Origin of the sequence: Pseudomonas sp. URMO17WK12:I11 (genome assembly GCF_007677725.1) — a bacterium.
In the GTDB taxonomy this organism is placed as follows: domain Bacteria; phylum Pseudomonadota; class Gammaproteobacteria; order Pseudomonadales; family Pseudomonadaceae; genus Aquipseudomonas.
In genome coordinates this window covers 83,534-108,991 of record NZ_VEDF01000007.1, presented here as the reverse complement: position 1 = coordinate 108,991, position 25,458 = coordinate 83,534, and the positions used below count along the sequence as shown (strand labels likewise).

Annotated in this window: 23 protein-coding genes and 1 riboswitch; of the genes, 11 read left to right on the top strand and 12 right to left on the bottom strand. The window is 63.3% G+C overall.

Going from position 1 to position 25,458, the window contains the following annotated elements; translation table 11 throughout:
* Window positions 1–28: 28 nt before the first annotated feature.
* The 9 genes from FS665_RS14930 to tkt form a co-directional block, all read right to left on the bottom strand.
* The gene (locus tag FS665_RS14930) at window positions 29–340 is read right to left on the bottom strand and encodes a helix-turn-helix domain-containing protein (protein WP_145189811.1); all 312 of its coding nucleotides are present in this window, start codon (window positions 338–340) and stop codon (window positions 29–31) included.
* A gap of 12 nt (window positions 341–352) precedes the next feature.
* A complete protein-coding gene (locus FS665_RS14925; protein ID WP_145189808.1) occupies window positions 353–853 on the bottom strand; it encodes a M48 family metallopeptidase in 501 nt (166 codons plus the stop codon).
* A 39-nt stretch (window positions 854–892) separates the two neighbouring features.
* Complete coding sequence (locus tag FS665_RS14920; RefSeq protein ID WP_145189805.1) at window positions 893–3,013, bottom strand: bifunctional diguanylate cyclase/phosphodiesterase; 2,121 nt, start codon at window positions 3,011–3,013, stop codon at window positions 893–895.
* A 195-nt stretch (window positions 3,014–3,208) separates the two neighbouring features.
* Window positions 3,209–4,273 (bottom strand): class II fructose-bisphosphate aldolase, encoded by a 1,065-nt coding sequence (fba, locus tag FS665_RS14915; RefSeq protein WP_016501943.1) that lies wholly within the window; start codon window positions 4,271–4,273, stop codon window positions 3,209–3,211.
* A 100-nt stretch (window positions 4,274–4,373) separates the two neighbouring features.
* Window positions 4,374–4,703: an MliC family protein gene (locus FS665_RS14910; protein WP_145189800.1), complete on the bottom strand. Its 330-nt coding sequence runs from the start codon at window positions 4,701–4,703 to the stop codon at window positions 4,374–4,376.
* 73 nt (window positions 4,704–4,776) lie between these two features.
* A complete protein-coding gene (locus FS665_RS14905) occupies window positions 4,777–4,995 on the bottom strand; it encodes a hypothetical protein (RefSeq protein WP_145189797.1) in 219 nt (72 codons plus the stop codon).
* 32 nt (window positions 4,996–5,027) lie between these two features.
* Window positions 5,028–6,191: a phosphoglycerate kinase gene (locus FS665_RS14900; protein ID WP_145189794.1), complete on the bottom strand. Its 1,164-nt coding sequence runs from the start codon at window positions 6,189–6,191 to the stop codon at window positions 5,028–5,030.
* A 12-nt stretch (window positions 6,192–6,203) separates the two neighbouring features.
* Window positions 6,204–7,265, bottom strand: a complete 1,062-nt coding sequence (epd, locus tag FS665_RS14895) for an erythrose-4-phosphate dehydrogenase (RefSeq protein ID WP_145189792.1) — start codon at window positions 7,263–7,265, stop codon at window positions 6,204–6,206.
* Window positions 7,266–7,424: 159 nt separating this feature from the next.
* Window positions 7,425–9,422: a transketolase gene (gene tkt / locus FS665_RS14890; protein WP_145189789.1), complete on the bottom strand. Its 1,998-nt coding sequence runs from the start codon at window positions 9,420–9,422 to the stop codon at window positions 7,425–7,427.
* A gap of 180 nt (window positions 9,423–9,602) precedes the next feature.
* On the opposite strand from tkt, the gene FS665_RS14885 reads away from it, so the two are divergent.
* The 4 genes from FS665_RS14885 (at window position 9,603) to FS665_RS14870 (ending at window position 14,165) form a co-directional block, all read left to right on the top strand.
* Entirely contained in the window at window positions 9,603–10,595 is a 993-nt protein-coding gene (locus tag FS665_RS14885) for a metalloregulator ArsR/SmtB family transcription factor (protein WP_145189786.1), read from the top strand.
* An 18-nt stretch (window positions 10,596–10,613) separates the two neighbouring features.
* Window positions 10,614–11,804, top strand: a complete 1,191-nt coding sequence (gene metK / locus FS665_RS14880) for a methionine adenosyltransferase (RefSeq protein WP_145189783.1) — start codon at window positions 10,614–10,616, stop codon at window positions 11,802–11,804.
* A gap of 145 nt (window positions 11,805–11,949) precedes the next feature.
* Complete coding sequence (gene ligB / locus FS665_RS14875; protein ID WP_145189780.1) at window positions 11,950–13,647, top strand: NAD-dependent DNA ligase LigB; 1,698 nt, start codon at window positions 11,950–11,952, stop codon at window positions 13,645–13,647.
* Between the two features lie 125 nt (window positions 13,648–13,772).
* Window positions 13,773–14,165 (top strand): DUF1090 domain-containing protein, encoded by a 393-nt coding sequence (locus FS665_RS14870; RefSeq protein WP_145189778.1) that lies wholly within the window; start codon window positions 13,773–13,775, stop codon window positions 14,163–14,165.
* Between the two features lie 29 nt (window positions 14,166–14,194).
* Here the strand turns inward: FS665_RS14870 and FS665_RS14865 are convergent, their stop codons facing one another.
* Window positions 14,195–14,641, bottom strand: a complete 447-nt coding sequence (locus tag FS665_RS14865) for a cytochrome c (RefSeq protein ID WP_145189775.1) — start codon at window positions 14,639–14,641, stop codon at window positions 14,195–14,197.
* 119 nt (window positions 14,642–14,760) lie between these two features.
* Here FS665_RS14865 and FS665_RS14860 point away from each other — a divergent pair, with 119 nt between their 5' ends.
* Window positions 14,761–15,912, top strand: coding sequence for a murein transglycosylase A (locus FS665_RS14860; protein WP_145189772.1), 1,152 nt, complete (start codon window positions 14,761–14,763; stop codon window positions 15,910–15,912).
* A 19-nt stretch (window positions 15,913–15,931) separates the two neighbouring features.
* Here the strand turns inward: FS665_RS14860 and FS665_RS14855 are convergent, their stop codons facing one another.
* The gene (locus FS665_RS14855) at window positions 15,932–16,318 is read right to left on the bottom strand and encodes an MAPEG family protein (protein ID WP_145189769.1); all 387 of its coding nucleotides are present in this window, start codon (window positions 16,316–16,318) and stop codon (window positions 15,932–15,934) included.
* 289 nt (window positions 16,319–16,607) lie between these two features.
* Here FS665_RS14855 and FS665_RS14850 point away from each other — a divergent pair, with 289 nt between their 5' ends.
* On the top strand, window positions 16,608–17,843 hold the full coding sequence (locus FS665_RS14850) for a sodium:proton antiporter (RefSeq protein ID WP_145189766.1): 1,236 nt from the start codon (window positions 16,608–16,610) through the stop codon (window positions 17,841–17,843).
* Window positions 17,844–17,875: 32 nt separating this feature from the next.
* Here FS665_RS14850 and FS665_RS14845 read toward each other — a convergent pair whose 3' ends face one another.
* Entirely contained in the window at window positions 17,876–18,277 is a 402-nt protein-coding gene (locus FS665_RS14845) for a hotdog domain-containing protein (RefSeq protein WP_145189763.1), read from the bottom strand.
* A 179-nt stretch (window positions 18,278–18,456) separates the two neighbouring features.
* Window positions 18,457–18,553, top strand: a riboswitch (S-adenosyl-L-homocysteine riboswitch).
* Window positions 18,554–18,573: 20 nt separating this feature from the next.
* Between FS665_RS14845 and ahcY the strand changes: the two genes are divergently transcribed.
* The 5 genes from ahcY to FS665_RS14820 all read left to right on the top strand — a co-directional run bounded on the left by ahcY (window position 18,574) and on the right by FS665_RS14820 (window position 25,134).
* Window positions 18,574–19,983: an adenosylhomocysteinase gene (gene ahcY / locus FS665_RS14840; RefSeq protein ID WP_145189760.1), complete on the top strand. Its 1,410-nt coding sequence runs from the start codon at window positions 18,574–18,576 to the stop codon at window positions 19,981–19,983.
* A 181-nt stretch (window positions 19,984–20,164) separates the two neighbouring features.
* On the top strand, window positions 20,165–21,013 hold the full coding sequence (gene metF / locus FS665_RS14835; protein WP_256675102.1) for a methylenetetrahydrofolate reductase [NAD(P)H]: 849 nt from the start codon (window positions 20,165–20,167) through the stop codon (window positions 21,011–21,013).
* A gap of 92 nt (window positions 21,014–21,105) precedes the next feature.
* Complete coding sequence (locus FS665_RS14830; RefSeq protein WP_145189754.1) at window positions 21,106–22,182, top strand: hypothetical protein; 1,077 nt, start codon at window positions 21,106–21,108, stop codon at window positions 22,180–22,182.
* A gap of 52 nt (window positions 22,183–22,234) precedes the next feature.
* Window positions 22,235–23,023 carry an ABC transporter substrate-binding protein gene (locus FS665_RS14825; protein ID WP_145189751.1) on the top strand — a complete coding sequence of 263 codons (789 nt, stop codon included), beginning with the start codon at window positions 22,235–22,237 and terminating at the stop codon, window positions 23,021–23,023.
* A 218-nt stretch (window positions 23,024–23,241) separates the two neighbouring features.
* Window positions 23,242–25,134 (top strand): DEAD/DEAH box helicase, encoded by a 1,893-nt coding sequence (locus FS665_RS14820; RefSeq protein ID WP_145189748.1) that lies wholly within the window; start codon window positions 23,242–23,244, stop codon window positions 25,132–25,134.
* The last annotated feature ends 324 nt before the right edge of the window (window positions 25,135–25,458 follow it).

Genomic DNA, 25,458 nt, shown 5'->3' with positions numbered 1-25,458 from the left:
TCGGCCGAATCTGCCGACCGGCTGTCGATCAGTGCTCGCCCGCTGGCGGATATCCCAATACCGCTCTGACCGCCTGCAGGTGGTGGGCGATCCATTGCTTGTCGATCGCTCCCCAGTCACGAATTCGGTAGTGACCGGCATGATTGCGCGCGCCTTCCTGTTGCTCGAACTCGCAGACGATGTCCAGGTCCGCGAGGGCGGCCAGCGTGTCCTGGGCAGTACGCCGAGGCATGCCGGTGGCCGCCATCAGCGCTGGCACACTGGTGGCGGTCTGGCTGTCGATCAGCCAGGCGACGTAGAGACGGCGGTAGAAACTGCTCTTGGTCTTGCTCACATCCATGCTGCGTGGTCCTTACAAAGTGCCCGGCAACTCCCGGTAGGTGAGGTAGACGCGCAGGTCGAATTCCAGTTGATGGTACGCCGGCTCCATGTGTTGGCAGAGCTGGTAGAACGCTTTGCTGTGATCGCGCTCGCGCAGGTGCGCCAGCTCGTGCACGACGATCATGCGCAGAAATTCCGGCGCGGCCTCTTTGAACAGCGAAGCGATGCGGATTTCCTTCTTGGCCTTGAGCTTGCCGCCCTGCACCCGCGACACCGCCGTGTTGAGGCCCAGGGCGCGATGGGTCAGGTCCAGGCGGTTGTCGAACAGCACCTTGTCCAGGCCCGGCGCGCTGCGCAGGTACTGCTGGCGCAGCGCCTGGGCGTAGCCATACAGCGCCTTGTCGCTCTGCACGTCATGGCGGTCAGGGTAACGGCGCTGCAGGTAAGCACCCAGGCGGTCGCTGGCGATCAACTGACGCACCTGCTCTTGCAGGTGCGGCGGGTAGGCTTGCAGATAACGGAGTTCGGTCATGGCCTGGCAGTCGGTGTCACGAATGCCGATTCTAGCCAATCAGACAGGTGGCCAGGGAAATTTCGCCGCAAAGCCGCTGGCATCGGCCGGCGTCATCGGGTGCGCCACCAGGAACCCTTGGACATAGGCGCAACCACTGGCCTGCAACCAGGCCGCCTGGGCCTGGGTCTCGACGCCTTCGGCAATCACCGTGATCCGGTAATCGGCGCACAGGCCGATGACGCTGCGCACCAGCGCGGCATCGGCGGCTGAATCTGGCAGGCGCGCGACCAGATGCCGATCGAGCTTCAAGGTGTCGATGGGCAGGTCACGCAACATGCGCAGCGAGCAATCACCGGCACCGAAGTCATCCAACGCCACCCGCACGCCCAGCTCGCGCAGGCGATGGACCTGTTTGACCGCAGCGTCGATGTTGTACATCAGCGAGGTCTCGGCGACCTCGACTTCCAACTGCGCAGGATCAAGCTGGTAGTCATGAATCACCCGTTGCAGTTCATCGACCAGGCTGGGCATGGAGAACTGGGCGCGGCTCAGGCTGATGCCCAGGATCAGGTCGGGGTCAAAGCGCTGGCACCAGGCCTGGCGCTGGGCGGCACCTTGGCGGTAGATCCAGCTGGCCAGGCGGTTGATCAGACGCGCCTCCTCGAGCAGCGGGATGAACAGCCCCGGCGGCACATCGCCAACGCTTGGGTGCTGCCAGCGCAGCAAGGCCTCGAAACCGCGCAGTTTACCGTCGGCGAAGGCCACCTGAGGCTGGTAGACCAGGCTGAAGTCCTGTTCCTCGATGGCGTTGCGCACGCTGTCTTCGAGCATCAGCCGCGAGCGCGCACGGCCATTGAGTTCCTGATCGTAGAAGCGGTATTGCTGGCGGCCGGCTTGCTTGGCCGCGTACATTGCCGTGTCAGCTGCACGCAACAAACCCTCGACGTTGCCCCCGCAATCGGGGAACGTCGCAATGCCGATGCTCACGCCAAGGCACACGTCCAGGCCGTCGACTTGCTGCTGGATCGACACCCGTTCGAGCAGCTTCTCGGCGTAGCGCCCAGCTTGCTCAGGATAGGGTAGGCCGTCGAACAGCGCGGTGAATTCGTCGCCGCCCATGCGTGCCAGCAGCGCCTCGCTGCCCAGGCAGTCCTTGATCTGATCGGCCACCCAGCGCAATACCCGGTCACCGGCCTCATGCCCGAGCGAATCGTTGATCCGCTTGAAACCATCGAGGTCCATGTACATCAGCGCCTGGGCTTTGTGCGCACGTTCACCGCGCAGCAACACGCCTTCGGCCGCCTGGTAGAAGCCGCGACGATTGAGCAGGCCGGTCAAGGGGTCGGTGACCGCCTGATACTCGAGCTGCTGGTGCAGGTTGCGCTCCACCGACATGTCCAGCACGGTCACGACCATCGCCTGTTGCTCGGCCGGCAAAGGCGCGCAGGACAATGTGATCGGTATCAGTTGCCCGCCAGGCACACGTAAGTGGGCGTCGTGCACGCGCAAAATCTGCCGGGCGAGGTAAGCGTGCTGGAACTGCGACTCAGCCCATAGGGTAGGACTGGCCAGTTGCAACAGATCCAGCAAGTGTGCGCCTTGCAGCGGCTCGACCGGGGTTTGCAGCAACCGCGAGATGGCGGGATTGGCGTACGTGATCGCACCACCGACATTGACCACCAGAATGCCTTCGGCGGCATTTTCCAGGATCGAGGCATTGAACGCCCGGGCGGTTTCCAGCTCGCGGGTCAACCGCTGCAGCATGCGCCGATTACGCTGTTGATCCAGTTGCGCCTGCACCTTGGGCTTGAGGATCTGCGGATCGAAGGGCTTGAACAGGTAATCCACCGCCCCGCTGGCGTAGCCCTTGAGCACGGCGGCATCGGATTGTTCGTTGGCGGTCAGGAAGATGATCGGCGTCAGCCGAGTACGCTGGCTGCCACGCATCAGCCGGGCTACCTCGAAGCCGTCCATCTCGGGCATCTGCACATCGAGCAGGACCAGGTCGACATCGTGTTCGAGCAGCGTGCCAAGCGCCTGGGTGCCTGAACTTGCCGTCAGCACTTGCCAATCGGTATGCGCGAGTAGCGCTCGCATGCTGATGAGGTTTTCCGGGTAATCGTCCACCACCAGGAGAACCGATTTGCCATCCTGTGGCTGGGGGTAAGCGCCATCCATGCTGCTTCTCTTAGTTGACCGACTCGACCACTTTGGATCCGATTAATACTCTAGACGCGTGGTTGCGACAATCAACGCAGTCACATGGCTATCAGGTAATTAGTCTCAAGGTAGCCGACTAACGGCGGCCTTGCAGCATTTCGGGGGTTAAAAAAAACCCGCGTCGCCGCGGGTTTTCTTTCGATCGACAGCTGATCAGTTGACCTTGGCAGCCAACTCGCCTTTCAGGTAACGCTGGTACATGCCTTCCAGGGAGATCGGCTTGATCTTCGAGGCATTGCCGGCGGTGCCAAATGCTTCGTAGCGCGCGATGCACACGTCACGCATGGCCTTGACGGTTTCACCGAAGAACTTGCGCGGGTCGAACTCGCTCGGGTTCTGCGCCATCAGGCGACGCATGGCACCGGTCGAGGCCAGGCGCAGGTCGGTGTCGATGTTGACCTTGCGCACGCCGTGCTTGATGCCTTCGACGATCTCTTCGACCGGTACGCCGTAGGTTTCTTTGATGTCGCCACCGTACTGGTTGATGATCGCCAGCCATTCCTGTGGCACCGACGAAGAACCGTGCATCACCAGGTGGGTGTTGGGAATACGCTTGTGGATTTCCTTGATGCGGTCGATCGCCAGGACGTCGCCGGTTGGCGGCTTGGTGAACTTGTAGGCACCGTGGCTGGTGCCGATGGCGATGGCCAAGGCATCGACCTGGGTCTTCTTGACGAAGTCAGCGGCCTCTTCCGGGTCGGTCAGCATCTGGCTGTGGTCCAGCACGCCTTCGGCGCCGATACCGTCTTCTTCACCGGCCATGCCCGTTTCCAGCGAACCCAGGCAGCCCAGCTCGCCTTCCACCGATACACCACAGGCGTGGGCCATGGCCACGGTTTGCTGGGTGACGCGTACGTTGTACTCGTAGTCGGTCGGGGTCTTGCCGTCTTCGCCCAGCGAGCCGTCCATCATCACCGAGCTGAAGCCCAGCTGGATCGAGCGCTGGCACACGTCAGGGCTGGTGCCGTGGTCCTGGTGCATGCACACCGGGATGTGCGGGAATTCTTCGATGGCGGCGAGGATCAGGTGGCGCAGGAACGGCGCACCGGCGTATTTGCGCGCGCCGGCCGAAGCTTGCACGATCACCGGCGAGTCGGTCTTGTCGGCCGCTTCCATGATGGCGCGCATCTGCTCGAGGTTGTTGACGTTGAAAGCCGGAACGCCGTAACCGAACTCGGCGGCGTGGTCCAGCATCTGGCGCATGCTAATGAGTGCCATTGTGTATCTCTCTCCCGACAAGCGTCGTTTGTTTCGTGCAAGCCTGCCGCAGGGGCGGTTGCTGTTCAAGTTGTGTGGGCCGCCACAGCGGCCCGGCCCGTCACGGTGCCTTGCAGCCCCGCCCTATCAGATCGTTGGTTGCCACCCAGTACACCAGGCCCTCTTCACCCTTGGTGTGAAAGGCCAGCACGCCATCGCTGTACAGCGTGCCAGAAGCACCCGGCTCGGACTTGAGTCGGTAGACCTGGTCACCGCCACCGAGGCGGACATCGACCTGGTCTTGCTCGGCGTCGGCGAAGCGCCACAGCACTTCGGTCTGGCTATCGCAGACCCAGCGCGTCCAGTTGTCCGCTACGGCGGCAGGTGCAGGCTGCAGCAGCGAGCAGCCTGCCAGTGTCGCCAAGGCCATGACGGCCAACAGCGCTTTCATCGAATATCCTCTACATGACCACAACGCAGCCACTTGGTTGCCTGGGCCGACGAAGCGCCAGGCGCTCGTCGCATCAGGGGCAACCGGGTGCCTTGCGCTGGTGTTCGTCGTCGTATTTTTCCAGCCCTTCAGGCCCGACGCGCTTGTTGATGACCGGCACGGTCTCGGCCTGCCACTCGGACTGATAGCAGCCACCCTTGGGCGGCTGCGGCGATTCTGCGTCGGCTGACGGACCGCTGGAGCAGGCGCCCAGCAGCACGGCCAGGATCATCACAGGCAATTGCTTGACCATCAGGTCGCTCCCTTTGCCAGGCGCCGCCACTGTCAGGCCTTGGCCCGCTCTTCCAGGATCGCCACCGCTGGCAGCACTTTACCTTCGACGAATTCGAGGAAGGCGCCACCGCCGGTAGAAATGTAGGAGATATCTTTGCCAACGCCATATTTGTCGATGGCGGCCAGGGTGTCGCCGCCCCCTGCAATCGAGAACGCAGCGCTGTCGGCGATGGCCTTGGCCAGCACCTGGGTACCGTTGCCGAACTGATCGAATTCGAATACTCCTACCGGGCCGTTCCACAGGATGGTCTTCGACGACTTCAGCAACTCGGCGAAGTTGGCTGCAGTCTGTGGCCCGATGTCGAGGATCATGTCATCGGCGGCGACGTCGGCAATGGCCTTGACGGTCGCTTCGGCATCTTCGGCGAAGGCCTTGGCCACGACCACGTCGACTGGCAGCGGCACGCTGACCTTGGCGGCGATGGCCTTGGCGGTATCCACCAGGTCAGCCTCGTACAGCGACTTGCCCACCGGATGCCCGGCCGCGGCAAGGAAGGTGTTGGCGATGCCGCCACCGACGATCAGTTGGTCGCACACGCCGCTCAGGCTGTTCAGCACATCGAGCTTGGTCGATACCTTGGAGCCAGCGACGATGGCCGCCATGGGTTTGGCCGGGGCTTTCAAGGCCTTGCCCAGCGCATCCAGCTCGGCCGCCAGCAGTGGGCCAGCCGCAGCGACCTTGGCAAACTTGGCTACACCGTGGGTCGAGCCTTCGGCGCGGTGGGCGGTGCCGAAGGCGTCCATGACGAACACGTCGCACAGGGCGGCGTACTTCTGCGCCAACTCATCGGCGTTCTTTTTCTCACCCTTGTTGAATCGCACGTTCTCGAACAACACCACGTCACCGGCCTTGACCTCGACACCGTCGAGGTAGTCGGCTACCAGCGGCACGTCGCGGCCCAGGGCCTTGCTCAGGTAGTCGGCAACCGGCTTGAGGCTGTTTTCGGCAGAAAACTCACCTTCGGTCGGGCGACCCAGGTGCGAGCAGACCATCACCGCCGCGCCTTTTTCCAGGGCCAGCTTGATGGTCGGCAGCGCTGCTAGGATACGCGCATCGCTGGTGACCACAGCGTCCTTCACAGGCACGTTGAGGTCTTCGCGAATCAGTACGCGCTTACCTTGCAGGTCGAGGTCGGTCATCTTCAACACGGTCATGAATGCAGTCCTTCAGGGCTGTTTGCTGCGGGTGGTTTGGACGACGTGCAGAAAGTGTTCGGCAACGTCGAGCATACGGTTGGCAAACCCCCATTCGTTGTCGAACCAGGCCAGCAGGTTGACCAGGCGGGGGCCTGAAACGCGCGTCTGGCTGGCATCGACGATGGCCGAATGCGGGTCATGATTGAAATCACAGCTGGCGTGCGGCAACTCGGTGTAGGCCAGCAGGCCTTTCAGCGGGCCGCTCAGTGCGGCCTCGCGCAACACCCGGTTGACTTCGGCCGCGCTGGTGTCACGGGCAGTCTGCAGGGTGATGTCCAGGCACGAGACGTTGACGGTCGGCACGCGTACCGCTTTGGCCTGGATTCGCCCGGCAAGTTCCGGGAGCAGGCGCTCGATACCGCGCGCAAGTCCGGTGGACACCGGAATCACTGACTGGAAGGCCGAGCGCGTGCGACGCAGGTCTTCGTGGTGGTAGGCATCGATCACCGGCTGGTCGTTCATCGCCGAGTGGATCGTGGTGATCTGCACGTATTCGATGCCGAACGCCTGGTCCAGCACCCGCAGCAGCGGCACGCCGCAGTTGGTGGTGCAGGAGGCATTGGACACCAACCGTTCGTCGCCGCTCAGGCAGTCCTGGTTGATCCCGAATACGACCGTGGCGTCGACATCGGCTTCGCTGGCCATGGGCTGGGAGAACAGCACGCGCGGCGCCCCAGCCTGCAGAAAACGCAGGCCATCGGCGCGGGTGTGGTAGACCCCCGAGCACTCCAGCACCAGATCGACGCCCAGGGCTGCCCAGTCGACGCCCTCGGGGGTGGCGCTGCGCAGCACCTTCACGCAGTCGCCATTGATGTGCAGGCAATCGCCGTCGACTTTCACCTCACCCGGAAAACGCCCGTGGGTGGAGTCGAAGCGGGTCAAATACTCGATGCTGGCCTGATCGGCCAGATCGTTCAGCGCGACGATCTCGAAACCGGCCGTCGCCCCCCGCTCGACCAGCGCGCGCAGGACGCAGCGACCGATGCGGCCGTAACCGTTGAGTGCAACTTTGTAGGGGCGCGGGTGGGACATTCGTGGGCTCGCTAACGCTTGATGGCTGTTGGGGCCGCGTCGCGGCCCATCGCGATGCAAGGCCGCTGCCACAGGCACCGCGCCTGTAACGGGTTGCGCGGTACCTGTGGCAGCGGCCTTGCGTCGCGATGGAGGGCGTTACCGCCCTCACTCGTTACATCAGTCTTCCAGCAGCTCTTCGGCAGTGCCCAGGATGTTTTCCAGGGTGAAGCCGAACTCCTCGAACAACGCGCCGGCAGGCGCCGACTCGCCGTAGGTGGTCATGCCGATGACGCGGCCTTCCAGGCCCACGTACTTGTACCAGAAGTCGGCATGGGCAGCTTCGATGGCGATGCGCGAGCCCACTTCGACCGGCAGTACCGACTGCTTGTACGCGGCGTCCTGGGCATCGAACACGCTGGTGCACGGCATCGACACGACGCGTACCTGACGGCCTTGTTCGGTCAGCTTGGCATGGGCCTGAACGGCCAGGCCCACTTCCGAACCGGTGGCGATCAGGATCAGCTCAGGCTCGCCGGCGCAATCCTTGAGCACGTAGCCACCGCGGCTGATGGCGGCGATCTGCTGAGCATCACGCTCCTGATGCTGCAGGTTCTGACGCGAGAAGATCAGCGCCGACGGACCGTCCTTGCGCTCCAGGGCGTTTTTCCAGGACACAGCGGATTCCACCGCGTCGGCCGGACGCCAGGTGTCCAGGTTCGGCGTGCTGCGCAGGCTGGTCAGTTGCTCGATCGGCTGGTGGGTCGGACCGTCTTCGCCCAGGCCGATGGAGTCGTGGGTGTAGACATGGATCACGCGTTGTTTCATCAGCGCCGACATGCGCACGGCATTGCGGGCGTATTCCATGAACATCAGGAAGGTAGCGCCGTAAGGCACCAGGCCGCCATGCAGGGCGACACCGTTCATGATCGCGGTCATGCCGAACTCGCGCACGCCGTAGAACACGTAGTTGCCGCTGGCATCGCCGGCTTCGACGCCCTTGCAGCCTTTCCACAGGGTGAGGTTGGAACCGGCCAGGTCGGCAGAGCCACCGAGCAGCTCAGGCAACAGCGGGCCGAATGCATTCAGGGCATTCTGGCTGGCCTTGCGGCTGGCGATGGTTTCACCTTTGGCGGCCACTTCTTCGATGTAAGCCTGGGCTTTCTGGCTGAAGTCGGCCGGCAGCTCACCGCCATCACGGCGCTTGAACTCGGCTGCCAGCTCCGGGTAAGCCTTGGCATAGGCATCGAAACGCTGGTTCCAGTCGGCTTCGGCCTTGGCGCCGGCATCCTTGGCATCCCATTCGGCGTAGATGTCGGCCGGGATCTCGAACGGACCGTGGTTCCAGTTCAGGGCCTGGCGGGTCAGGGCGATTTCGTCATTGCCCAGCGGTGCGCCGTGGCAATCTTCCTTGCCCTGCTTGTTCGGCGAGCCGAAGCCGATGGTGGTCTTGCAGCAGATCAGGGTCGGGCGGTCGCTCTTGCGCGCCGTCTCGATGGCCATCTTGATCTCTTCGGCATCGTGGCCGTTGACGTTGCGCACCACTTGCCAGTTGTACGCTTCGAAGCGCGCTGGGGTGTTGTCGGTGAACCAGCCGTGCACTTCGCCGTCGATGGAGATGCCATTGTCGTCGTAGAAGGCGATCAGCTTGTTCAGGCCCAGGGTGCCGGCCAGCGAGGCGACTTCGTGGGAAATGCCTTCCATCATGCAGCCGTCGCCAAGGAACACGTAAGTGTGGTGGTCGACGATGTCATGGCCGTCACGGTTGAACTGGGCCGCCATGACTTTTTCCGCCAGGGCGAAGCCCACGGCATTGGCCAGGCCCTGGCCGAGCGGACCGGTGGTGGTCTCGACCCCCGGGGTGTAGCCGAACTCAGGGTGGCCAGGGGTGCGGCTGTGCAACTGGCGGAAACCCTTGAGGTCGTCGATCGACAGGTCGTAGCCGGTCAGGTGCAGCAGCGAATAGATGAGCATCGAGCCGTGGCCGTTGGACAGCACGAAGCGGTCGCGGTCAGCGAACTTGGGGTTGCTCGGGTTGTGTTTCAGATAGTCGCGCCAAAGCACTTCGGCGATATCCGCCATGCCCATGGGGGCACCTGGGTGGCCGCTGTTGGCCTTTTGCACGGCATCCATGCTGAGGGCACGAATGGCGTTGGCACGTTCACGACGGCTGGGCATCGCTGATCTCCTGGGGCTTGAAAAAGTGGTGTCACGAAAAAGACGACCATTTTCGCCCACTGCGGGGGCTGGGGGCAAACATTTAAGCTGCAAGCTTCAAGCTTGCGTGCTCATCCCAATATCAAAACTTTTTGATATTGGCCTTGCGGGGGCAGGCTGGCCTGACTAGACTGCCGCCCCATGAACCTTCGTGCGCAATCGATTCCCCAGCAAAGCGACACATTGGCTGCCTTATGCAAAGCCAGTGGCGATGAGTTGCGCCTGAACGTACTGCGCGCGTTGGCCAGCGATTCGTTTGGCGTGCTGGAGCTGGCGCAGATTTTCGGGGTCGGCCAGTCCGGCATGAGCCATCACCTCAAAGTGCTGGCCCAGGCCGAGCTGGTGGCGACGCGCCGCGAAGGCAATGCGATCTTTTACCGCCGCGCCCTGCCCGACAGCCAACGCCTGGGCGGCCGCCTGCACAGCGCCTTGCTGGACGAGGTCGACCACCTGACCTTGCCCGCCGAGGTGCAGGCGCGCATCGCCCAGGTACAACAGCGCCGCGCCGTCACCAGCCAGGACTTCTTCCTGCGTGTGGAAGAGAAGTTCCGTGCCCAGCAGGACCTCATCGCCGGCTTGCCGCAATACCGCGAAAGCCTGCTGGCGCTGCTCGACAAGCTCAACTTCCCGGCAGGCGCCAGTGTGCTCGAGGTGGGCCCGGGCGATGGCGGTTTCCTGCCTGACCTGGCCCGGCGCTTCGCCCAGGTCACCGCGCTGGACAACAGCTCGACCATGCTCGAGCTCGCGCGCCAGGTGTGCGAGCGTGAAGGTCTGGGTAATGTAAACCTGCAGTTGGCCGATGCACTGGGTGCAACGGCTGCCGAAGCCGACTGCGTTGTGCTGAACATGGTCCTGCACCACTTCAGCGACCCGGCCGCGGCCCTGCAGCAGCTGGCCAAACGGGTCAAGGCAGGCGGCAGCCTGCTGGTGACCGAACTGTGCAGCCATGATCAAGGTTGGGCGCGGCAGGCCTGCGGCGACCTCTGGCTTGGTTTCGAACAGGAAGACCTGGCCCGTTGGGCCACAGCTGCCGGGCTCGTTCCCGGGGACAGCCTCTATGTGGGCTTGCGTAACGGTTTCCAGTTACAGGTCCGCCATTTTCAGCAGACCGCTGGCGACATTCACCATCGGTAAATTTAGGAACCCTTCGAGATGAGCGAATACTCCCTTTTCACCTCCGAGTCCGTGTCCGAAGGGCATCCGGACAAGATCGCCGACCAGATTTCTGACGCGGTGCTCGATGCCATCATCACCCAGGACAAATACGCCCGCGTCGCGTGCGAAACCCTGGTCAAGACTGGCGTTGCAATCATCGCCGGCGAAGTTACCACCTCCGCCTGGGTCGACCTCGAAGAGCTGGTGCGCAAGGTCATCATCGACATCGGCTACAACAGCTCCGACGTCGGCTTCGACGGCGCTACCTGCGCGGTCATGAACATCATCGGCAAGCAGTCGGTGGACATCGCCCAGGGCGTCGACCGCTCCAAGCCGGAAGACCAGGGCGCAGGCGACCAAGGCCTGATGTTCGGTTACGCCAGCAACGAAACCGACGTGCTGATGCCAGCGCCGATCTGCTTCTCGCACCGCCTGGTCGAGCGCCAGGCCGAGGCGCGCAAGTCCGGCCTGCTGCCATGGCTGCGCCCGGATGCCAAGTCGCAGGTCACCTGCCGCTATGAGAATGGCAAGGTCGTGGGCATCGATGCGGTGGTTCTGTCGACCCAGCACAACCCTGAAGTTTCGCAGAAAGACCTGCAAGAAGCGGTCATGGAGCTGATCGTCAAGCACACCTTGCCGGCAGAGCTGCTGCACAAGGGCACGCAGTTCCACATCAACCCGACCGGCAACTTCATCATCGGTGGCCCGGTGGGCGACTGCGGCCTGACCGGGCGCAAGATCATCGTCGACTCCTACGGCGGCATGGCCCGTCACGGTGGTGGCGCGTTCTCCGGCAAGGACCCGTCGAAAGTCGACCGCTCGGCCGCCTACGCCGGGCGCTACGTGGCCAAGAACATCGTCGCCGCCGGCCTAGCCGAGCGCTGCGAGATCCAGGTGTCCTACGCCATCGGCGTGGCCCAGCCGACGTCGATCTCGATCAACACCTTCGGCACCGGCAAAGTGTCCGACGACAAGATCATCCAGCTGGTGCGCGAGTGCTTCGACCTGCGCCCTTATGCCATCACCAAGATGCTCGACCTGCTGCACCCGATGTACCAGGAGACCGCGGCCTACGGCCACTTCGGCCGCGAGCCACAGCAGAAGACCGTGGGTGACGACACCTTCACCACCTTCACCTGGGAGCGCACCGACCGCGCCCAGTCGCTGCGCGACGCTGCCGGCCTGTAAGTTTTCCTGCAGCGTTGAACGAAAGCCCCTGCCGAGCGATCGGCAGGGGCTTTTTCATGACATATCGTCTGACAACTGCGCGGCGCAATGCTCGCGAAGGTTGCCTAGGCTAAGGCTTCCTCAGTGCCACGCAAGGATGCTGGCCATGCCGTTGCTGCTGTTCTTATTGTCGCTTTTCGCCTTTGACGTTCAGGCCGACACCTGCCCGCCCTGGCCTGCCGATCGCGCCCAGGCAGAGATCGACCGTCTGCGCACAAGCGTCGAGCAATGGGACGACCACTATCACCGGCTGGGCAAAGCCCTGGTGCCCGACGAGCTCTACGACCAGGCTCGCCAGCGCCTGCTGCAGCTGCAGGCGTGCTTTGGTCCGGACCGCGCGTTGAACTCGCTGGCCAGCGCCCGCGGACCGGTTGCCCACCCCGTCCCTCACACGGGCGTCGCCAAATTGGCGGATGAGCAAGCCGTGCGCACCTGGATGAAGGGCAAGGTCGGGGTCTGGTTGCAACCGAAGGTGGATGGCGTGGCTGTCAGCCTGATCTACCGCCAGGGGCACTTGGTGCAGTTGCTCAGCCGTGGTGATGGCAGCCAAGGACACGACTGGAGCCGGCATATCGATACACTCGAAGCAATCAACCGCACCCTGCCCGAACCGTTGGACCTGACCTTGCAAGGCGAGTTGTACCTGCGCTTGCGCGATCATGTCCAGGCGACGGCCGGCAGCGTCAACGCGCGCAGTGCCGTTGCCGGGCTGCTGACGCGCAAGCGGTTGAGCGTGGAGCAAGCCGCTGGCATTGGCCTGTTCGTCTGGGACTGGCCGCAGGGGCCGAATGACCAAGGCCAGCGCATGGCTCGTCTGGCTGCATTGGGCTTCGCCGACAGCCAGCACTTCAGTGTCGCCACCAACCGTGCCGAAGACGTCGCACGCTGGCGCCTGCACTGGTACCGCACAGGCCTGCCGTTCGCCTCCGACGGGGTGATACTGCGGCAAAACGCGCGGCCGCCAGCTGAACGTTGGCAGGTCAATGCGCCCTACTGGATTGCCGCCTGGAAATACCCGTTCGCCCAAGCCATGACGGAGGTGCGTGACGTGCAGTTTCGCGTAGGCCGAACAGGGCGCATCACGCCGGTCTTGCTGTTGCAGCCGGTGCGCTTGGACGATCGTCAGGTCAGTCAGGTCAGTCTAGGTTCGCTGGCCCGCTGGCAGGCGCTCGACATCGCCCCGGGCGACCAGGTCGCCATCAGCCTCGCGGGCCTGACCATCCCGCGCTTCGAGCAGGTGGTGCATCGCGCGGCCGAGCGCGGGGCGGTGTCGGCGCCACTACCGGGTCAGTACGATGCGCTGACCTGCTGGCAGCTCAGCGAGCCGTGCACCGAGCAGTTCATCGCCCGCCTCACCTGGCTCAGCGGTAAACAGGGGCTGGCCATACCCGGTACCGGCCCTGGTACCTGGCGCCAGCTGGTGGAAGCGGGGCTGGTCACCTCACTTGCGGACTGGCTGACGCTGGACGCCAGCCGCTTGATGCGCCTGCCGGGTATCGGCCAGGACCGTGCCGAGAACCTGCAGCGCAGCTTCGCGTCGGGTCGCAGGCGCCCGTTCAAACGCTGGCTCGTTGGCCTTGGCGCACCGCTGCCGGGTGATCTGCCACTGGCGCACGACTGGGCCAGCCTGGCCGATCGGCGCCGTGGCGATTGGGAGGCGCTACCCGGCATCGGGCCAACACGAGCCAAGCAGCTGCAGGCTTTCTTTACCGCCGAACCCGTGCAGGCGCTGGCGCTGCAGCTAAACGCATTGGGCATCGAGGGGTTCAGCGAAGCTGGCGGTGTACCAGGCAATGAGTTTTAACAAAATAACGGTGCGGGAAAACCTGCGGATTGTTTCAGAAATGCTTGGGAAGGGTTTCTAAATCAGTAAAACCAAGGCACGATTTGCCGCAACTTTTGCTGCCCTGCCCCCACAAGGAGGCTTTGATGAAACTGCTTTCCACCTTGGCGCTGCTCAGCGCCGTCGGTCTGGCTGCCTCTGCTGCCCAAGCCGCGCAACCCGACGCTGGCCTGACCGGTTGCGCCGCCAAGCGCAGCGCCATCGAAAACCAGCTGAAAATCGCCCGCGATCATGGCAACAGCGGCCAGGTAGCAGGGCTTGAAGAAGCCTTGCGTGGCGTCGACAACTGCACCGAGGCAGGCTTGCGCAAAGAGCGAGAGCAGAAAGTGCTCGATGCTCGCCATGAAGTCGCCCAGCGCGAAAAAGACCTGAAAAAGGCCGAGAAGAAGGGCGACGCGGAAAAGATCAACAAGCGCAAGGACAAACTCGCCGAGTCGCGCAAGGAGCTGCAGGAAGCCGTGGACGACCTCGACCGCTGATGTGATCGTCCACGCGCTCGGGCAAGCGATCAGTGATTGCGAAATTCGTTATGACAGGCTTTGCAGGCAGCTTCGACCTTGTTCATCGGCGCTTGCAATTGCGCGGCCTGCAGAGGTTGGGCGCGGGTCACGGCAAGCAGCGCCCCGGTTGCGCCCTCAAGCTCACGGGCCAGCGCCTGAAAGCGCGCCTGACGCTGCCAGACTTCGGCCCGGGCACTGCTGGCGCCGGCATCGCGCACCTGCGGGAAGTGCTGCCAGGGCGCATGGGCCAGGCCGTCGAGTTTCACCGCCCCCTGGGCGAACTTCGCGCCGTCGAACGGCAAGCGGCCACGCAGCATGCCGCCCATGTCCTCGCTGGTCTTGAGCATGTCCTTGAAGATCGCCTCGCGCTTGCCCAATGGCGAGTCCGGGTCGACGCGATCACACGCGGTCAGGGCAAGGGCGGCGAGCAGTACAACGGTCGATCGCTTGAACATCAGGGTCACTTCGGGCTACGCAAATGGGCCGCCAGTATCGCTGGCCGCCGGATAAAGACCAATAGCCACATAAATAACAGGGGCGAATCTTCATGCTCGCCCAGCACAGGTATCCATCGATGAAATCTGCCCTGCGCCATCTGGCCTGGACACTTCCGGCCCTCGCGCTGCTGGCCGGCTGCAACGGCGGCGAGAGCGCCAAGCCCGAGCCACACGCCATCGCCACCTACGCCCCGGCGACCTGGAAAGACCTGCCGACCGTCAGCGATGATGACCTGCTGGCCGGCTTCTACGCCTGGCGCAGTGGCTGCGAAAAGCTCAAGCGCGATCCGGTCTGGGCCGACACCTGCCAGGCGGCCGGCAGCGCCCAGGCAAGTGCCGCGCAAGTGCGCACATTCCTGGAGCAAAACCTGCAGGTGTACGGTCTGCGCTCTGCCGAAAACAACGCCAATGGGCTGATCACCGGCTACTACGAGCCGGTCTACCCCGGCAGCCTCGAACGTACCGAGAACGCGCAGGTGCCTGTTTACGGCGTGCCGGAAGACATGGTGGTGGTCGATCTTGCCAGCGTATACCCCGAGCTCAAGGGCAAGCGCCTGCGTGGACGCCTGGAAGGCCGCGTGCTCAAACCCTACGACAGCGCCGAGGTGATCAACCTGCAGGGCGTCAAGGCGCCGGTGCTGGCATGGCTGACCGACCCGATGGACCTGCAGTTTCTGCAGATCCAGGGTTCGGGCCGTATACAACTGGAAAATGGCCGACAGATGCGCCTGGGCTACGCCGACCAGAACGGACACCCCTATCGGCCCATCGGTCGCTGGCTGGTCGAGCAAGGCCAGCTGAAGAAAGAAGACGTGAGCATGGGCGCCATCCATGCCTGGGCCGTGGCCAATCCGCAACGCGTACCGGAACTGTTGGCCAGCAACCCGAGCTATGTGTTCTTCAGCACCCGCCCAGACAGCAACGAAGGCCCGCGTGGCTCGCTCAACGTACCATTGACCGCTGGCTACAGCGTAGCAATCGACCGCAAGGTGATCCCCCTTGGCAGCCTGTTGTGGCTGTCGACCACTCGCCCTGACGGCACGCCTGTGGTGCGCCCAGTAGGCGCCCAGGACACTGGCGGCGCGATCGCCGGGGAAGTACGCGCCGACCTGTTCTGGGGCACCGGCCCTGAAGCTGGCGAGCTGGCGGGCAACATGAAGCAACAAGGGCAGATCTGGATGCTCTGGCCAAAGGGCAAACCCCTCCCCGAGCTCCCCCAGACGCCCTGAGCGGCAAGCGGCAAGCTGCTTAAACCGAGACGATGAAGAACGACACGATCAGCGCCAAGCCCGCGAACCAGACCAGCGAGCGCAACGCCGCCCAGTCTGCCAGGTAGCAGATGATGTAGAGCAAGCGGCTGGTGATGTACATCACCGCCAGCACATCCTGGGTCACCTGGTCGGCATTGCCGACGATATCGGCTACCAAGACTGCCGCGGCGAAGGCCGGGAACGCTTCGTAGCTGTTCTGCTGCGCCGAATGGGCGCGTCGGGGCAAGCCCGAGAGGGTGTCGAGAAAAGCACGCGGGTCATGGTTGTCGCGCATGCCGAAGCGGCCACTGCTGAGCTTGGCGATCAGCGCGCACAGTGGCGCCAGGAACAGAGCGATCAGAATGCACCACAGGGCAACCGTCATCTGCACAACTCCTTGTTCAGTGTTCAAGACAGGGGGATAGACTGTGCAAGCTAGGAGTCCTGGCACGACGAAAGGTTCTTGGCGGCGACGACAAGCGCTGCACTGCCCCATTCGCATGCCTTGCCAAACTTGTAGCCACCCATGATCAGGGTAGGCAACGCGGGCTTCCTGCGGGAACGAATCGAACAATTCCGGTCAAAAGCTGTGTCCCGACCCCCTCGTCAGATCATCAAAGAACTGCCCGAGTCATTCGGGTAACGACTTGGAAGCCACTGTCACAGGATTCGGGATGCTTGAACTAGTTGCCGCGTTTATCTGCCTCACCACCCTCCTCACCTACGTCAATTACCGCTTCATCGGCCTGCCGCCGGCCATCGGCGTGATGGTCACGGCGCTGCTGTTCTCCCTGATGCTGCAGGGTTTGAGCCTGATCGGCTTCCCTGGGTTGGAGGCGCGCGTCGAGAGCCTGATGAACCAGATCGACTTCAATGACCTGCTGATGCACTGGATGCTGGCGTTCCTGTTGTTCGCCGGTGCCTTGCACGTCAACCTCAGCGACCTGCGCAGCTACCGCTGGCCGATCGGCTTGCTGGCCACGGTGGGCGTGCTGATCGCCACCGTGGTGATCGGCTACCTGTCGCACTGGGTGTTCGCCCTGTTCGGCTGGCAGGTGCCGCTGATCTACTGCCTGCTGTTCGGTGCGCTGATTTCGCCTACCGACCCGATTGCCGTGCTGGGTGCGCTGCGCACCGCCAATGCGCCCAAACCACTGAAAACCACCATCGTCGGCGAGTCGTTGTTCAACGACGGCACCGCTGTGGTGGTGTTCACCGTATTGTTCGGCATCGTTCAGCTCGGCGAGACCCCGAGCGTGGCCGACACTGCGCTGCTGTTCGCCCGCGAGGCAGTTGGCGGCGTGGTGTTCGGCGGCCTGATCGGCTACGCCACCTACCGCATGATCAAGAGTGTCGAGCAGTACCAGGTCGAAGTCATGCTGACCCTGGCCCTGGTGATCGGTGGCTCGGCAATGTGCTACGAACTGCATGTGTCGGCGCCAATCGCCATGGTGGTCGCCGGCCTGATCATCGGCAACCTGGGGCGCAACCTGGCCATGAACGACATGACCCGGCGCTACATGGACGGTTTCTGGGAGCTGATCGACGACATGCTCAACGCCCTGTTGTTCGCCCTGATCGGCCTGGAACTGTTGCTGCTGCCGTTCAACTGGCTGCACCTGGCGGCCGGCAGCGTGCTGGCCCTGGCGGTATTGCTGTCACGGTTGCTGACCGTAGCGCCGGCCATCGTGCTGCTGCGTCGCTGGCGGCCGGTGCCCAAAGGCACCGTGCGGGTGCTGACCTGGGGCGGCCTGCGTGGCGGGGTATCGGTCGCCCTGGCGCTGTCGTTGCCGCTTGGCGAAGAACGCGACCTGCTGCTGTCGATCACCTACATCGTCGTGCTGTCGTCGATTCTGGTGCAGGGCTTGAGCATCGGCCGCGTGGTGCGCAAGGTCAGCGCACAGCCTTGAGCGTGCCGGGGGCCGCGCTGCGGCCCTCGACGCTACTCCACGGCAGAATCGGGAAACTGGTCCTGCACGTATTTGATCGCGGTGCGCCCATGGGCCGCTGGCAAGCCGTCTTCGCCGAGATTGACGAAGACCATCTTGTCGACCGTGAGGATGCTCTTGCGGGTGATCTTGTTGCGCACTTCGACTTTCAGCGTGATCGAGGTGCGGCCGAATTCGATGGCAGTGATGCCCAGCTCGATGATGTCACCCTGGCGCGAAGCACTGACGAAGTTGATCTCCGACATGTACTTAGTCACCACGCGCTGGTTGCCCAGCTGGACGATGGCATAGATCGCCGCCTCTTCGTCGATCCAGCGCAACAGGCTGCCGCCGAACAGCGTGCCGTTGGGGTTGAGGTCTTCGGGCTTGACCCACTTGCGGGTGTGAAAATTCATCTGTACTCCTGGCCGGCTTGTCTGACGTCAAGCCATGATGGCAGAGCCGCCGCCGTGTCTCCATTGATCATCGACTATGGTCGCGATAAATCGACGGAAAGCCTTGGGTGTGGCAGCCAGGGGCGGCTATAATCCCTGCCGATTTCAATGGTCGTCCGCTGTGGCGACCATCCCGCCACCCAGCCGAGGGGCGCTGCAGCAGGCTCGACCTGTCAGGCTCGGTTGGGGCGTTGTTCGCTCAAGCGAACGCTTAACGCACAACGGCGCCCATTCGCACACTACGAATGGAGGCTCTCATGAGCGCTGTAAACACGCCTGCAGGTTTTTCCGACTTCAAGGTCGCCGACATTTCCCTGGCCGACTGGGGCCGCAAGGAAGTCATCATCGCCGAATCGGAAATGCCCGCGCTGATGGGCCTGCGCCGTAAGTATCAAGCCGAGCAACCGCTCAAGGGCGCGAAGATCATCGGCTGCATCCACATGACCATCCAGACCGCCGTGCTGATCGAAACCCTGGTCGCCCTGGGTGCCGAAGTGCGCTGGTCGTCGTGCAACATCTTCTCCACCCAGGACCAGGCCGCTGCCGCCATCGCTGCTGCCGGCATTCCGGTATTCGCCTGGAAAGGCGAAACCGAGCAGGAATACGAGTGGTGCATCGAGCAGACCATCCTCAAGGATGGCCAGCCGTGGGATGCCAACATGGTGCTGGACGACGGCGGCGACCTGACCGAGATCCTGCACAAGAAATACCCCGCCATGCTGGAGAAGATCCACGGCGTGACCGAAGAGACCACCACCGGCGTGCACCGCCTGCTGGACATGCTGGCCAAGGGCGAGCTGAAAGTGCCGGCGATCAACGTCAATGACTCGGTCACCAAGAGCAAGAACGACAACAAGTACGGCTGCCGCCACAGCCTCAATGACGCCATCAAGCGCGGCACCGACCACCTGCTGTCGGGCAAGCAGGCGCTGGTGATCGGTTACGGTGACGTGGGCAAGGGCTCGGCACAGTCGCTGCGCCAGGAAGGCATGATCGTCAAGGTCACCGAAGTCGACCCGATCTGCGCCATGCAAGCGTGCATGGACGGCTTCGAAGTGGTTTCGCCGTTCAAGGATGGCATCAACACCGGCACCGAAGCGGGCGTCAATGCCGACATGCTGGGCCGCATCGACCTGATCGTCACCACCACCGGTAACGTCAATGTCTGCGACGCCAATATGCTCAAGGCGCTGAAGAAGCGCGCCGTGGTCTGCAACATCGGTCACTTCGACAATGAAATCGACACTGCCTTCATGCGCAAGAACTGGGCATGGGAAGAGGTCAAGCCGCAGGTGCACAAGATCCACCGTACCGGCGCTGGCACGTTCGATCCGCAGAACGACGACTACCTGATTCTGCTGGCCGAAGGCCGTCTGGTGAACCTGGGCAACGCCACGGGTCACCCAAGCCGCATCATGGACGGCTCGTTCGCCAACCAGGTACTGGCGCAGATCTTCCTGTTCGAGCAGAAGTTCGCCGAACTGCCTGCAGCCAAGAAAGCCGAGCGCCTGACCGTCGAAGTGCTGCCGAAGAAGCTCGACGAAGAAGTGGCCCTGGAAATGGTCCGCGGCTTCGGCGGCGTGGTCACCCAGTTGACCTCGCAGCAGGCCGAGTACATCGGCGTTACCGTCGACGGCCCGTTCAAGCCAGACGCTTACCGCTACTAAGCCCGGAGCGGCAAGCTCCGACCCTCAAGCGGCAAGCAACAGCGAACCGTGCTGCTGCCGCTTGAGGGGGTTAGTCCGGAAATTTTGACGATGCACGCCAGGTCGGCCTTCTCCGATCTGGCTTTTACTTGCAGCTCGCAGCTCGCAGCTTGTGGCTTGTAGCTCGCGGCTGGAGGAACGCCTGATGTCCCAAGAACGCCGTTACAGTTTCGAATTCTTTCCCACCAAGACCGATGCTGGGCATGAAAAGCTGATGGGCGTTGCCCGCCAGCTGGCAGCCTACAACCCGGACTTCTTCTCCTGCACCTACGGTGCCGGGGGTTCCACCCGTGACCGCACGCTGAACACTGTTTTGCAGCTGGAACACGAAGTGAAGGTCCCGGCCGCGCCGCACCTGTCGTGCGTCGGCGATACCAAGCAGGAACTGCGCGCGCTGCTGGCCGAATACAAGGCGGCCGGCATCAAGCGTATCGTTGCGCTGCGCGGCGACCTGCCATCGGGCATGGGCATGGCCAGCGGTGAATTGCGTTATGCCAGCGACCTGGTCGAATTCATTCGCCAGGAAAGCGGTGATCACTTTCACCTCGAAGTTGCCGCCTATCCGGAGATGCACCCACAGGCGCGCAACTTCGAGGCCGACCTGCGCAATTTCGTGCACAAGGTAAAAGCCGGTGCCGACAGTGCCATCACCCAGTACTTCTTCAACGCCGACAGCTACTTCTACTTCGTCGAGCGTGTGCGGCAGATGGGCGTGGACATCCCTGTAGTCCCGGGGATCATGCCGATCACCAACTACAGCAAGCTGGCACGCTTCTCCGACGCCTGCGGCGCCGAGATTCCACGCTGGATCCGCAAGCAGCTCGAAGCCTACGGTGACGATACGGCGAGCATCCAGGCCTTCGGCGAGGAAGTCATCACCCGTATGTGCGAGCAGTTGCTGCAAGGCGGGGCACCAGGGCTGCACTTCTATACCCTGAACCAGGCCGACGCGAGCCTGAGCATCTGGAAAAACCTCAACCTGCCGCGCTGAAACTTTTTGCCACCGACAGCTTCAGAACCTTTCAAGGCTTTAGTCGTAGACTAAGGCCTTTGTTCATTTCAGGCTCGTACAGGTCTTTCGCCATGCATCATCTACTGCCATCACGCCCGCAACTCGTGTACCTGGCATTCGGGCCGGCCACCTATCATCAGGAGGCCTGTTTCAGCATCATCAGCGCCTTGGCGAAGCTGCCAAGCCAGACCGATCTTGCCATCGACATTCAGGTGTATACCGACAATCCGCAGCCCTATGGCAAGCTGCCGGTCACCGTGCACGTGCTCGATGCGGCGACTCGCAAGGCCTGGAACGAACCCTACGGCTACCACTTTCGCAGCAAGCACGTGTTGATGCGGCAGTTGTTGCAGCAGTACGCCCAGGCGGTGCTGATCGACACCGACACGTTCTTCCGCACCTCGCCATTGCATTTGTTCGAGCGTGTGCGTCCGGGCAGCTTGCTGTGCAATGCCATCGGCGCGCGGTATGGCGAAAACCAGAAGTGCCTGCTGTACAGGAATCTTCTCGGCGCGCTCGAATCGCGCGGTCTGGCCGATTGCCAGATGCCGTTGATCAATTCAGGCGTAATCGGCTTGTGCGCCGAAGACAGTGCGGCACTGGACCGCTCCATTGCGATGATGGACGAGTTTTATCCGCAGGTTCCTACCGCCTATACCCTCGAAGAGTTCTGCCTGGCCGTAGCGGCCTACCGCAACCTTGAATTGGCCGAGTGCACCGACGTCATCCATCACTACTGGAGCCGCAAAGCGCAGTTCCGCGCCAAGATCCAGGCCTGGCTGCGCAAGCACGGCGACGATCCGCTGTGTGCTGCGGCGCTGGCGGACGTGGCCTTGGTGAATGACCAGCTGCCACGCCCGCCTACCTTGCACCGCCTGGGTTACAAGGCCTTGAGCCTGACCATGCCCAGCGGCGAGCGGCAATTTGCGCGCGAGCTGCTCTATGGCTGCTATCCATACCCCAATGAATTCGACCGCGCCTGTGCCTCGGCCTGGTGGGACAAGGCGCTGGAAAATCGCAATCAGCGCGTTGGCCGCATCGCGCCCGAGCAACTGCGCCAATGCCTGCGTCATCCAAGCCTGCGCCTGTCACTGGGAGGTCGGCGCAAGGACATCGAAGCCCACTTGCTCGGCACGGAGCCCAACTGACGGGCGTTGATCTTGACTGGCCATGCCTGTGGCGACGCGGTAATGTCGCGCCATGCCGCAAATCTCCCACTGGTTGTGCATCCTGTTGCTCACCTGCCTGAGCCCGATGGCGCTGGGTGAACGCCTGCGCCTGGTCAGCGACGACTGGGCGCCTTACATCTTCGTCGATGGTGGCCAGGTCAAAGGTATCGACTACGAGGTCACCACCGAGGTGTTCCGCCGTCTGGGCGTCGAGGTGGACTGGCAATTCATGCCGTGGAAGCGCTGCCTGGCCATGGTCGAGCAGGGTCAGGCCGATGGGGTGATGGACATGTTCCAGATCGATTCGCGCGAACGGTTCATGGTCTATCCCGCAGAGCCCATGTCCAACGTCGAGTTCGTGCTGTTCCAGGCCAACGCTCGTCCGCATGGGGTTACTCAGCTCAGTGACCTTGCCGGCTTGACCGTTGGCACTTCACCGGGCTACGCCTACGACCCGGCGTTCAACGACTCCGCCGAGTTTCGAAGGGAGCCGGCGCCGAGCCATGAGGCCAATTTTGGCAAGCTCATTCGCGGGCGCATCGACCTGCTGGTGACCGACCGTCGCGTCGGACGCTACCTGCGGCAGCAGCTCGGACTCGACCAGCAGGTCGCCGAGTTACCTCTGCTGATCAGCCGGCAGCCGCAGTTCCTGGGCCTGGCGCGCAAGCCGGGGCGAGAGCAGCTCGCTCAGGCGTTTGCCGAAGAACTGCGCCGTTTCAAGCGCGAAGCGGCGTTTCAGGCGATTATCGAACGCTATACCGGCGACGCCGGCGAGCTTGCCGGCGCCGTTGAGCAGCAGGAAAGCAGCACGCTGCGTTAGCTCTGTTATACTCGGGCCTTCCCGCCCGGCTCACGCCCGGACGCTCGGCCTCGCAACAGGCATCCCGATCGGCAACGACGCCCCCTGGCGTCCCGCTTCCGCTTCCCGGATGTGCAGTGAAAGCCCAGCTGGACCGGACGCGATCGCATCCCTTCGATGCCCGTCGCGCCAGGCAGAACATCCCTACGGGCCCAGCCCACACGAGAACAGGATTGCCCATGTCCTTTGCTTCCCTCGGTCTCTCCGAGGCTCTTGTCCGCGCTATCGAGGCAGCGGGCTACACCCAGCCCACCCCGGTGCAACAGCGGGCCATTCCCGCCGTGTTGCAAGGCCGCGACCTGATGGTCGCCGCGCAGACAGGTACTGGTAAAACCGGCGGCTTCGCCTTGCCAATCCTCGAGCGTCTGTTCCCGGCCGGCCATCCCGACAAATCCCAGCGCCACGGCCCCCGTCAGCCGCGGGTCCTGGTGCTCACGCCAACCCGCGAGCTGGCCGCCCAGGTCCACGACAGCTTCAAGGTCTACGCGCGCGACTTGCCCTTGGTCAGCGCCTGCATCTTCGGCGGCGTCGGCATGAACCCGCAGATCCAGGCCATTGCCAAGGGCGTCGATGTGCTCGTCGCCTGCCCGGGGCGCCTGCTCGACCTGGCCGGACAAGGCAAGGTCGACCTGGCCCACGTCGAAATCCTGGTGCTGGACGAAGCCGACCGCATGCTCGACATGGGCTTCATCCATGACGTCAAGAAGGTCCTGGCCCGCCTGCCGGCCAAGCGCCAGAACCTGCTGTTCTCGGCAACCTTCTCCAAAGACATCACCGACCTCGCCGACAAGCTGCTGCACAACCCCGAACGCATCGAGGTGACGCCGCCGAACACCACCGTCGAGCGCATCGAGCAGCGTGTGTACCGCCTGCCTGCCAGCCACAAGCGTGCGTTGCTGGCCCACTTGATCACCCTGGGCGCCTGGGAACAGGTGCTGGTCTTCACCCGTACCAAGCACGGCGCCAACCGCCTTGCCGAGTACTTGGAAAAGCACGGCCTCACCGCGGCTGCCATCCATGGCAACAAGAGCCAGAACGCGCGCACCAAGGCGCTGGCGGACTTCAAGGCCAACTCGGTCCGTGTGCTGGTCGCCACCGATATCGCCGCTCGCGGCCTGGATATCGACCAGCTGCCCCATGTGGTCAACTTCGAGCTGCCCAACGTCGAGGAAGATTACGTCCACCGCATCGGTCGTACCGGGCGCGCGGGCCGCTCGGGCGAAGCCATCTCGATGGTTGCGCCTGATGAAGAAAAACTGCTCAAGAGCATCGAGCGGGTGACCAAGCAGAAGATCCCCGATGGCGACTTCATGGGCTTCGATGCCAGCCAGGTGGAGGCCGAGAAACCTGAAGTGCGTGAGCGCCAGCAGCCTAACGGTCGCGGCGGGCGCAATCAGCAGGCGCGTGGCGATGGCAGCAAAGACGCCAATGGCGGGCGCAAGGACAAGGGTAAAGACAAAGGCAAGGCCAAGCAGCAGGCTGCGAGCAAGCCTGCTGACAAGGACAAGCCTGCCGACAAGCAGCCCCAGCAGCGCAAGCCGCGTGACAAGAAGCCACGCCAGCCGCAGCAGGCAAGCAACAGCCAGGTGCCAAAAGTCCCGGCGGATCGCGATCCGGAAGTGTTCCTGGATGATGATGTCGACAACTTCGGAAACCGCGCCGATTACGTCAGCCCTTACCAGAATGGCAAAGGCCAAGGCCGCAACCGCCGTCCGGGTGGCGCTGGTCAACAGGCCCAGGGTAATGGCCAACGCAACAACGGCGGCGGCCAGGGCCAAGGCCGCAACGGTGGCGGCCAGCCACGCAATGCCGGCGCTGACAAACGTCCACGTAACAATGCCGGTGGCGGTGGCGCACGTCGTGACAACAATGGCGGCGGCCGTGGCCGTGCAGCGCCCCGTGACGACGCTGCACGTCAGGAGCCTGCTGTTCGCAACGGCCGTGAGCAACACCAGCCTGTGATCATCCGCAAGGAATCCAAGCTCGACCGCTACCCTACGCCCGAGCAGCTGGACGATTTGCCAAGCCGGCCGCGCAGCGAGCGCCCGGCGCTGTTGACCCGCAAGGGTTGATGCAGGTTCGCCGGTGCAATGGGCCTTGTGGGGGCCCGTTGCGCTAGCGACGTGTGGCAGAGACGGGGCGCCGTCGGGGGTTCGCCTCGACATTTTTTGCGCTTGGGAGACCGAGCGCCGCCCGCGCGGCGCATCGCGAGCTACGCTCGCTCCTACGGTTGTTTCTGGCCAGTGACGCCTATGGCAGACGTGCGCGACCGCCCTGCTCGCACGACGCAATAAAAGCGTTCGTAGGTTCGTAGGAGCGAGCGCAGCTCGCGATGCGCCGCGCAAGCGGCGCTCGCTCCTACGTACGACGCGATGGTGGCGTTTGGGGCATCGCGA

What these genes read in the sequence shown, in the direction of transcription:
- tkt (WP_145189789.1), bottom strand. Translation starts at nt 9,422, where the DNA reads ATGCCCAGCCGTCGTGAACGTGCCAACGCCATTCGTGCCCTCAGCATG.
- FS665_RS14830 (WP_145189754.1), top strand. Translation starts at nt 21,106, where the DNA reads ATGCATCATCTACTGCCATCACGCCCGCAACTCGTGTACCTGGCATTC.
- fba (WP_016501943.1), bottom strand. Translation starts at nt 4,273, where the DNA reads ATGGCACTCATTAGCATGCGCCAGATGCTGGACCACGCCGCCGAGTTC.
- FS665_RS14850 (WP_145189766.1), top strand. Translation starts at nt 16,608, where the DNA reads ATGCTTGAACTAGTTGCCGCGTTTATCTGCCTCACCACCCTCCTCACC.
- FS665_RS14885 (WP_145189786.1), top strand. Translation starts at nt 9,603, where the DNA reads ATGAACCTTCGTGCGCAATCGATTCCCCAGCAAAGCGACACATTGGCT.
- FS665_RS14930 (WP_145189811.1), bottom strand. Translation starts at nt 340, where the DNA reads ATGGATGTGAGCAAGACCAAGAGCAGTTTCTACCGCCGTCTCTACGTC.
- epd (WP_145189792.1), bottom strand. Translation starts at nt 7,265, where the DNA reads ATGTCCCACCCGCGCCCCTACAAAGTTGCACTCAACGGTTACGGCCGC.
- FS665_RS14905 (WP_145189797.1), bottom strand. Translation starts at nt 4,995, where the DNA reads ATGGTCAAGCAATTGCCTGTGATGATCCTGGCCGTGCTGCTGGGCGCC.
- metK (WP_145189783.1), top strand. Translation starts at nt 10,614, where the DNA reads ATGAGCGAATACTCCCTTTTCACCTCCGAGTCCGTGTCCGAAGGGCAT.
- ligB (WP_145189780.1), top strand. Translation starts at nt 11,950, where the DNA reads ATGCCGTTGCTGCTGTTCTTATTGTCGCTTTTCGCCTTTGACGTTCAG.
- FS665_RS14865 (WP_145189775.1), bottom strand. Translation starts at nt 14,641, where the DNA reads ATGTTCAAGCGATCGACCGTTGTACTGCTCGCCGCCCTTGCCCTGACC.
- FS665_RS14870 (WP_145189778.1), top strand. Translation starts at nt 13,773, where the DNA reads ATGAAACTGCTTTCCACCTTGGCGCTGCTCAGCGCCGTCGGTCTGGCT.
- FS665_RS14825 (WP_145189751.1), top strand. Translation starts at nt 22,235, where the DNA reads ATGCCGCAAATCTCCCACTGGTTGTGCATCCTGTTGCTCACCTGCCTG.
- FS665_RS14920 (WP_145189805.1), bottom strand. Translation starts at nt 3,013, where the DNA reads ATGGATGGCGCTTACCCCCAGCCACAGGATGGCAAATCGGTTCTCCTG.
- FS665_RS14925 (WP_145189808.1), bottom strand. Translation starts at nt 853, where the DNA reads ATGACCGAACTCCGTTATCTGCAAGCCTACCCGCCGCACCTGCAAGAG.
- FS665_RS14855 (WP_145189769.1), bottom strand. Translation starts at nt 16,318, where the DNA reads ATGACGGTTGCCCTGTGGTGCATTCTGATCGCTCTGTTCCTGGCGCCA.
- FS665_RS14910 (WP_145189800.1), bottom strand. Translation starts at nt 4,703, where the DNA reads ATGAAAGCGCTGTTGGCCGTCATGGCCTTGGCGACACTGGCAGGCTGC.
- ahcY (WP_145189760.1), top strand. Translation starts at nt 18,574, where the DNA reads ATGAGCGCTGTAAACACGCCTGCAGGTTTTTCCGACTTCAAGGTCGCC.
- FS665_RS14860 (WP_145189772.1), top strand. Translation starts at nt 14,761, where the DNA reads ATGAAATCTGCCCTGCGCCATCTGGCCTGGACACTTCCGGCCCTCGCG.
- FS665_RS14900 (WP_145189794.1), bottom strand. Translation starts at nt 6,191, where the DNA reads ATGACCGTGTTGAAGATGACCGACCTCGACCTGCAAGGTAAGCGCGTA.
- FS665_RS14820 (WP_145189748.1), top strand. Translation starts at nt 23,242, where the DNA reads ATGTCCTTTGCTTCCCTCGGTCTCTCCGAGGCTCTTGTCCGCGCTATC.
- FS665_RS14845 (WP_145189763.1), bottom strand. Translation starts at nt 18,277, where the DNA reads ATGAATTTTCACACCCGCAAGTGGGTCAAGCCCGAAGACCTCAACCCC.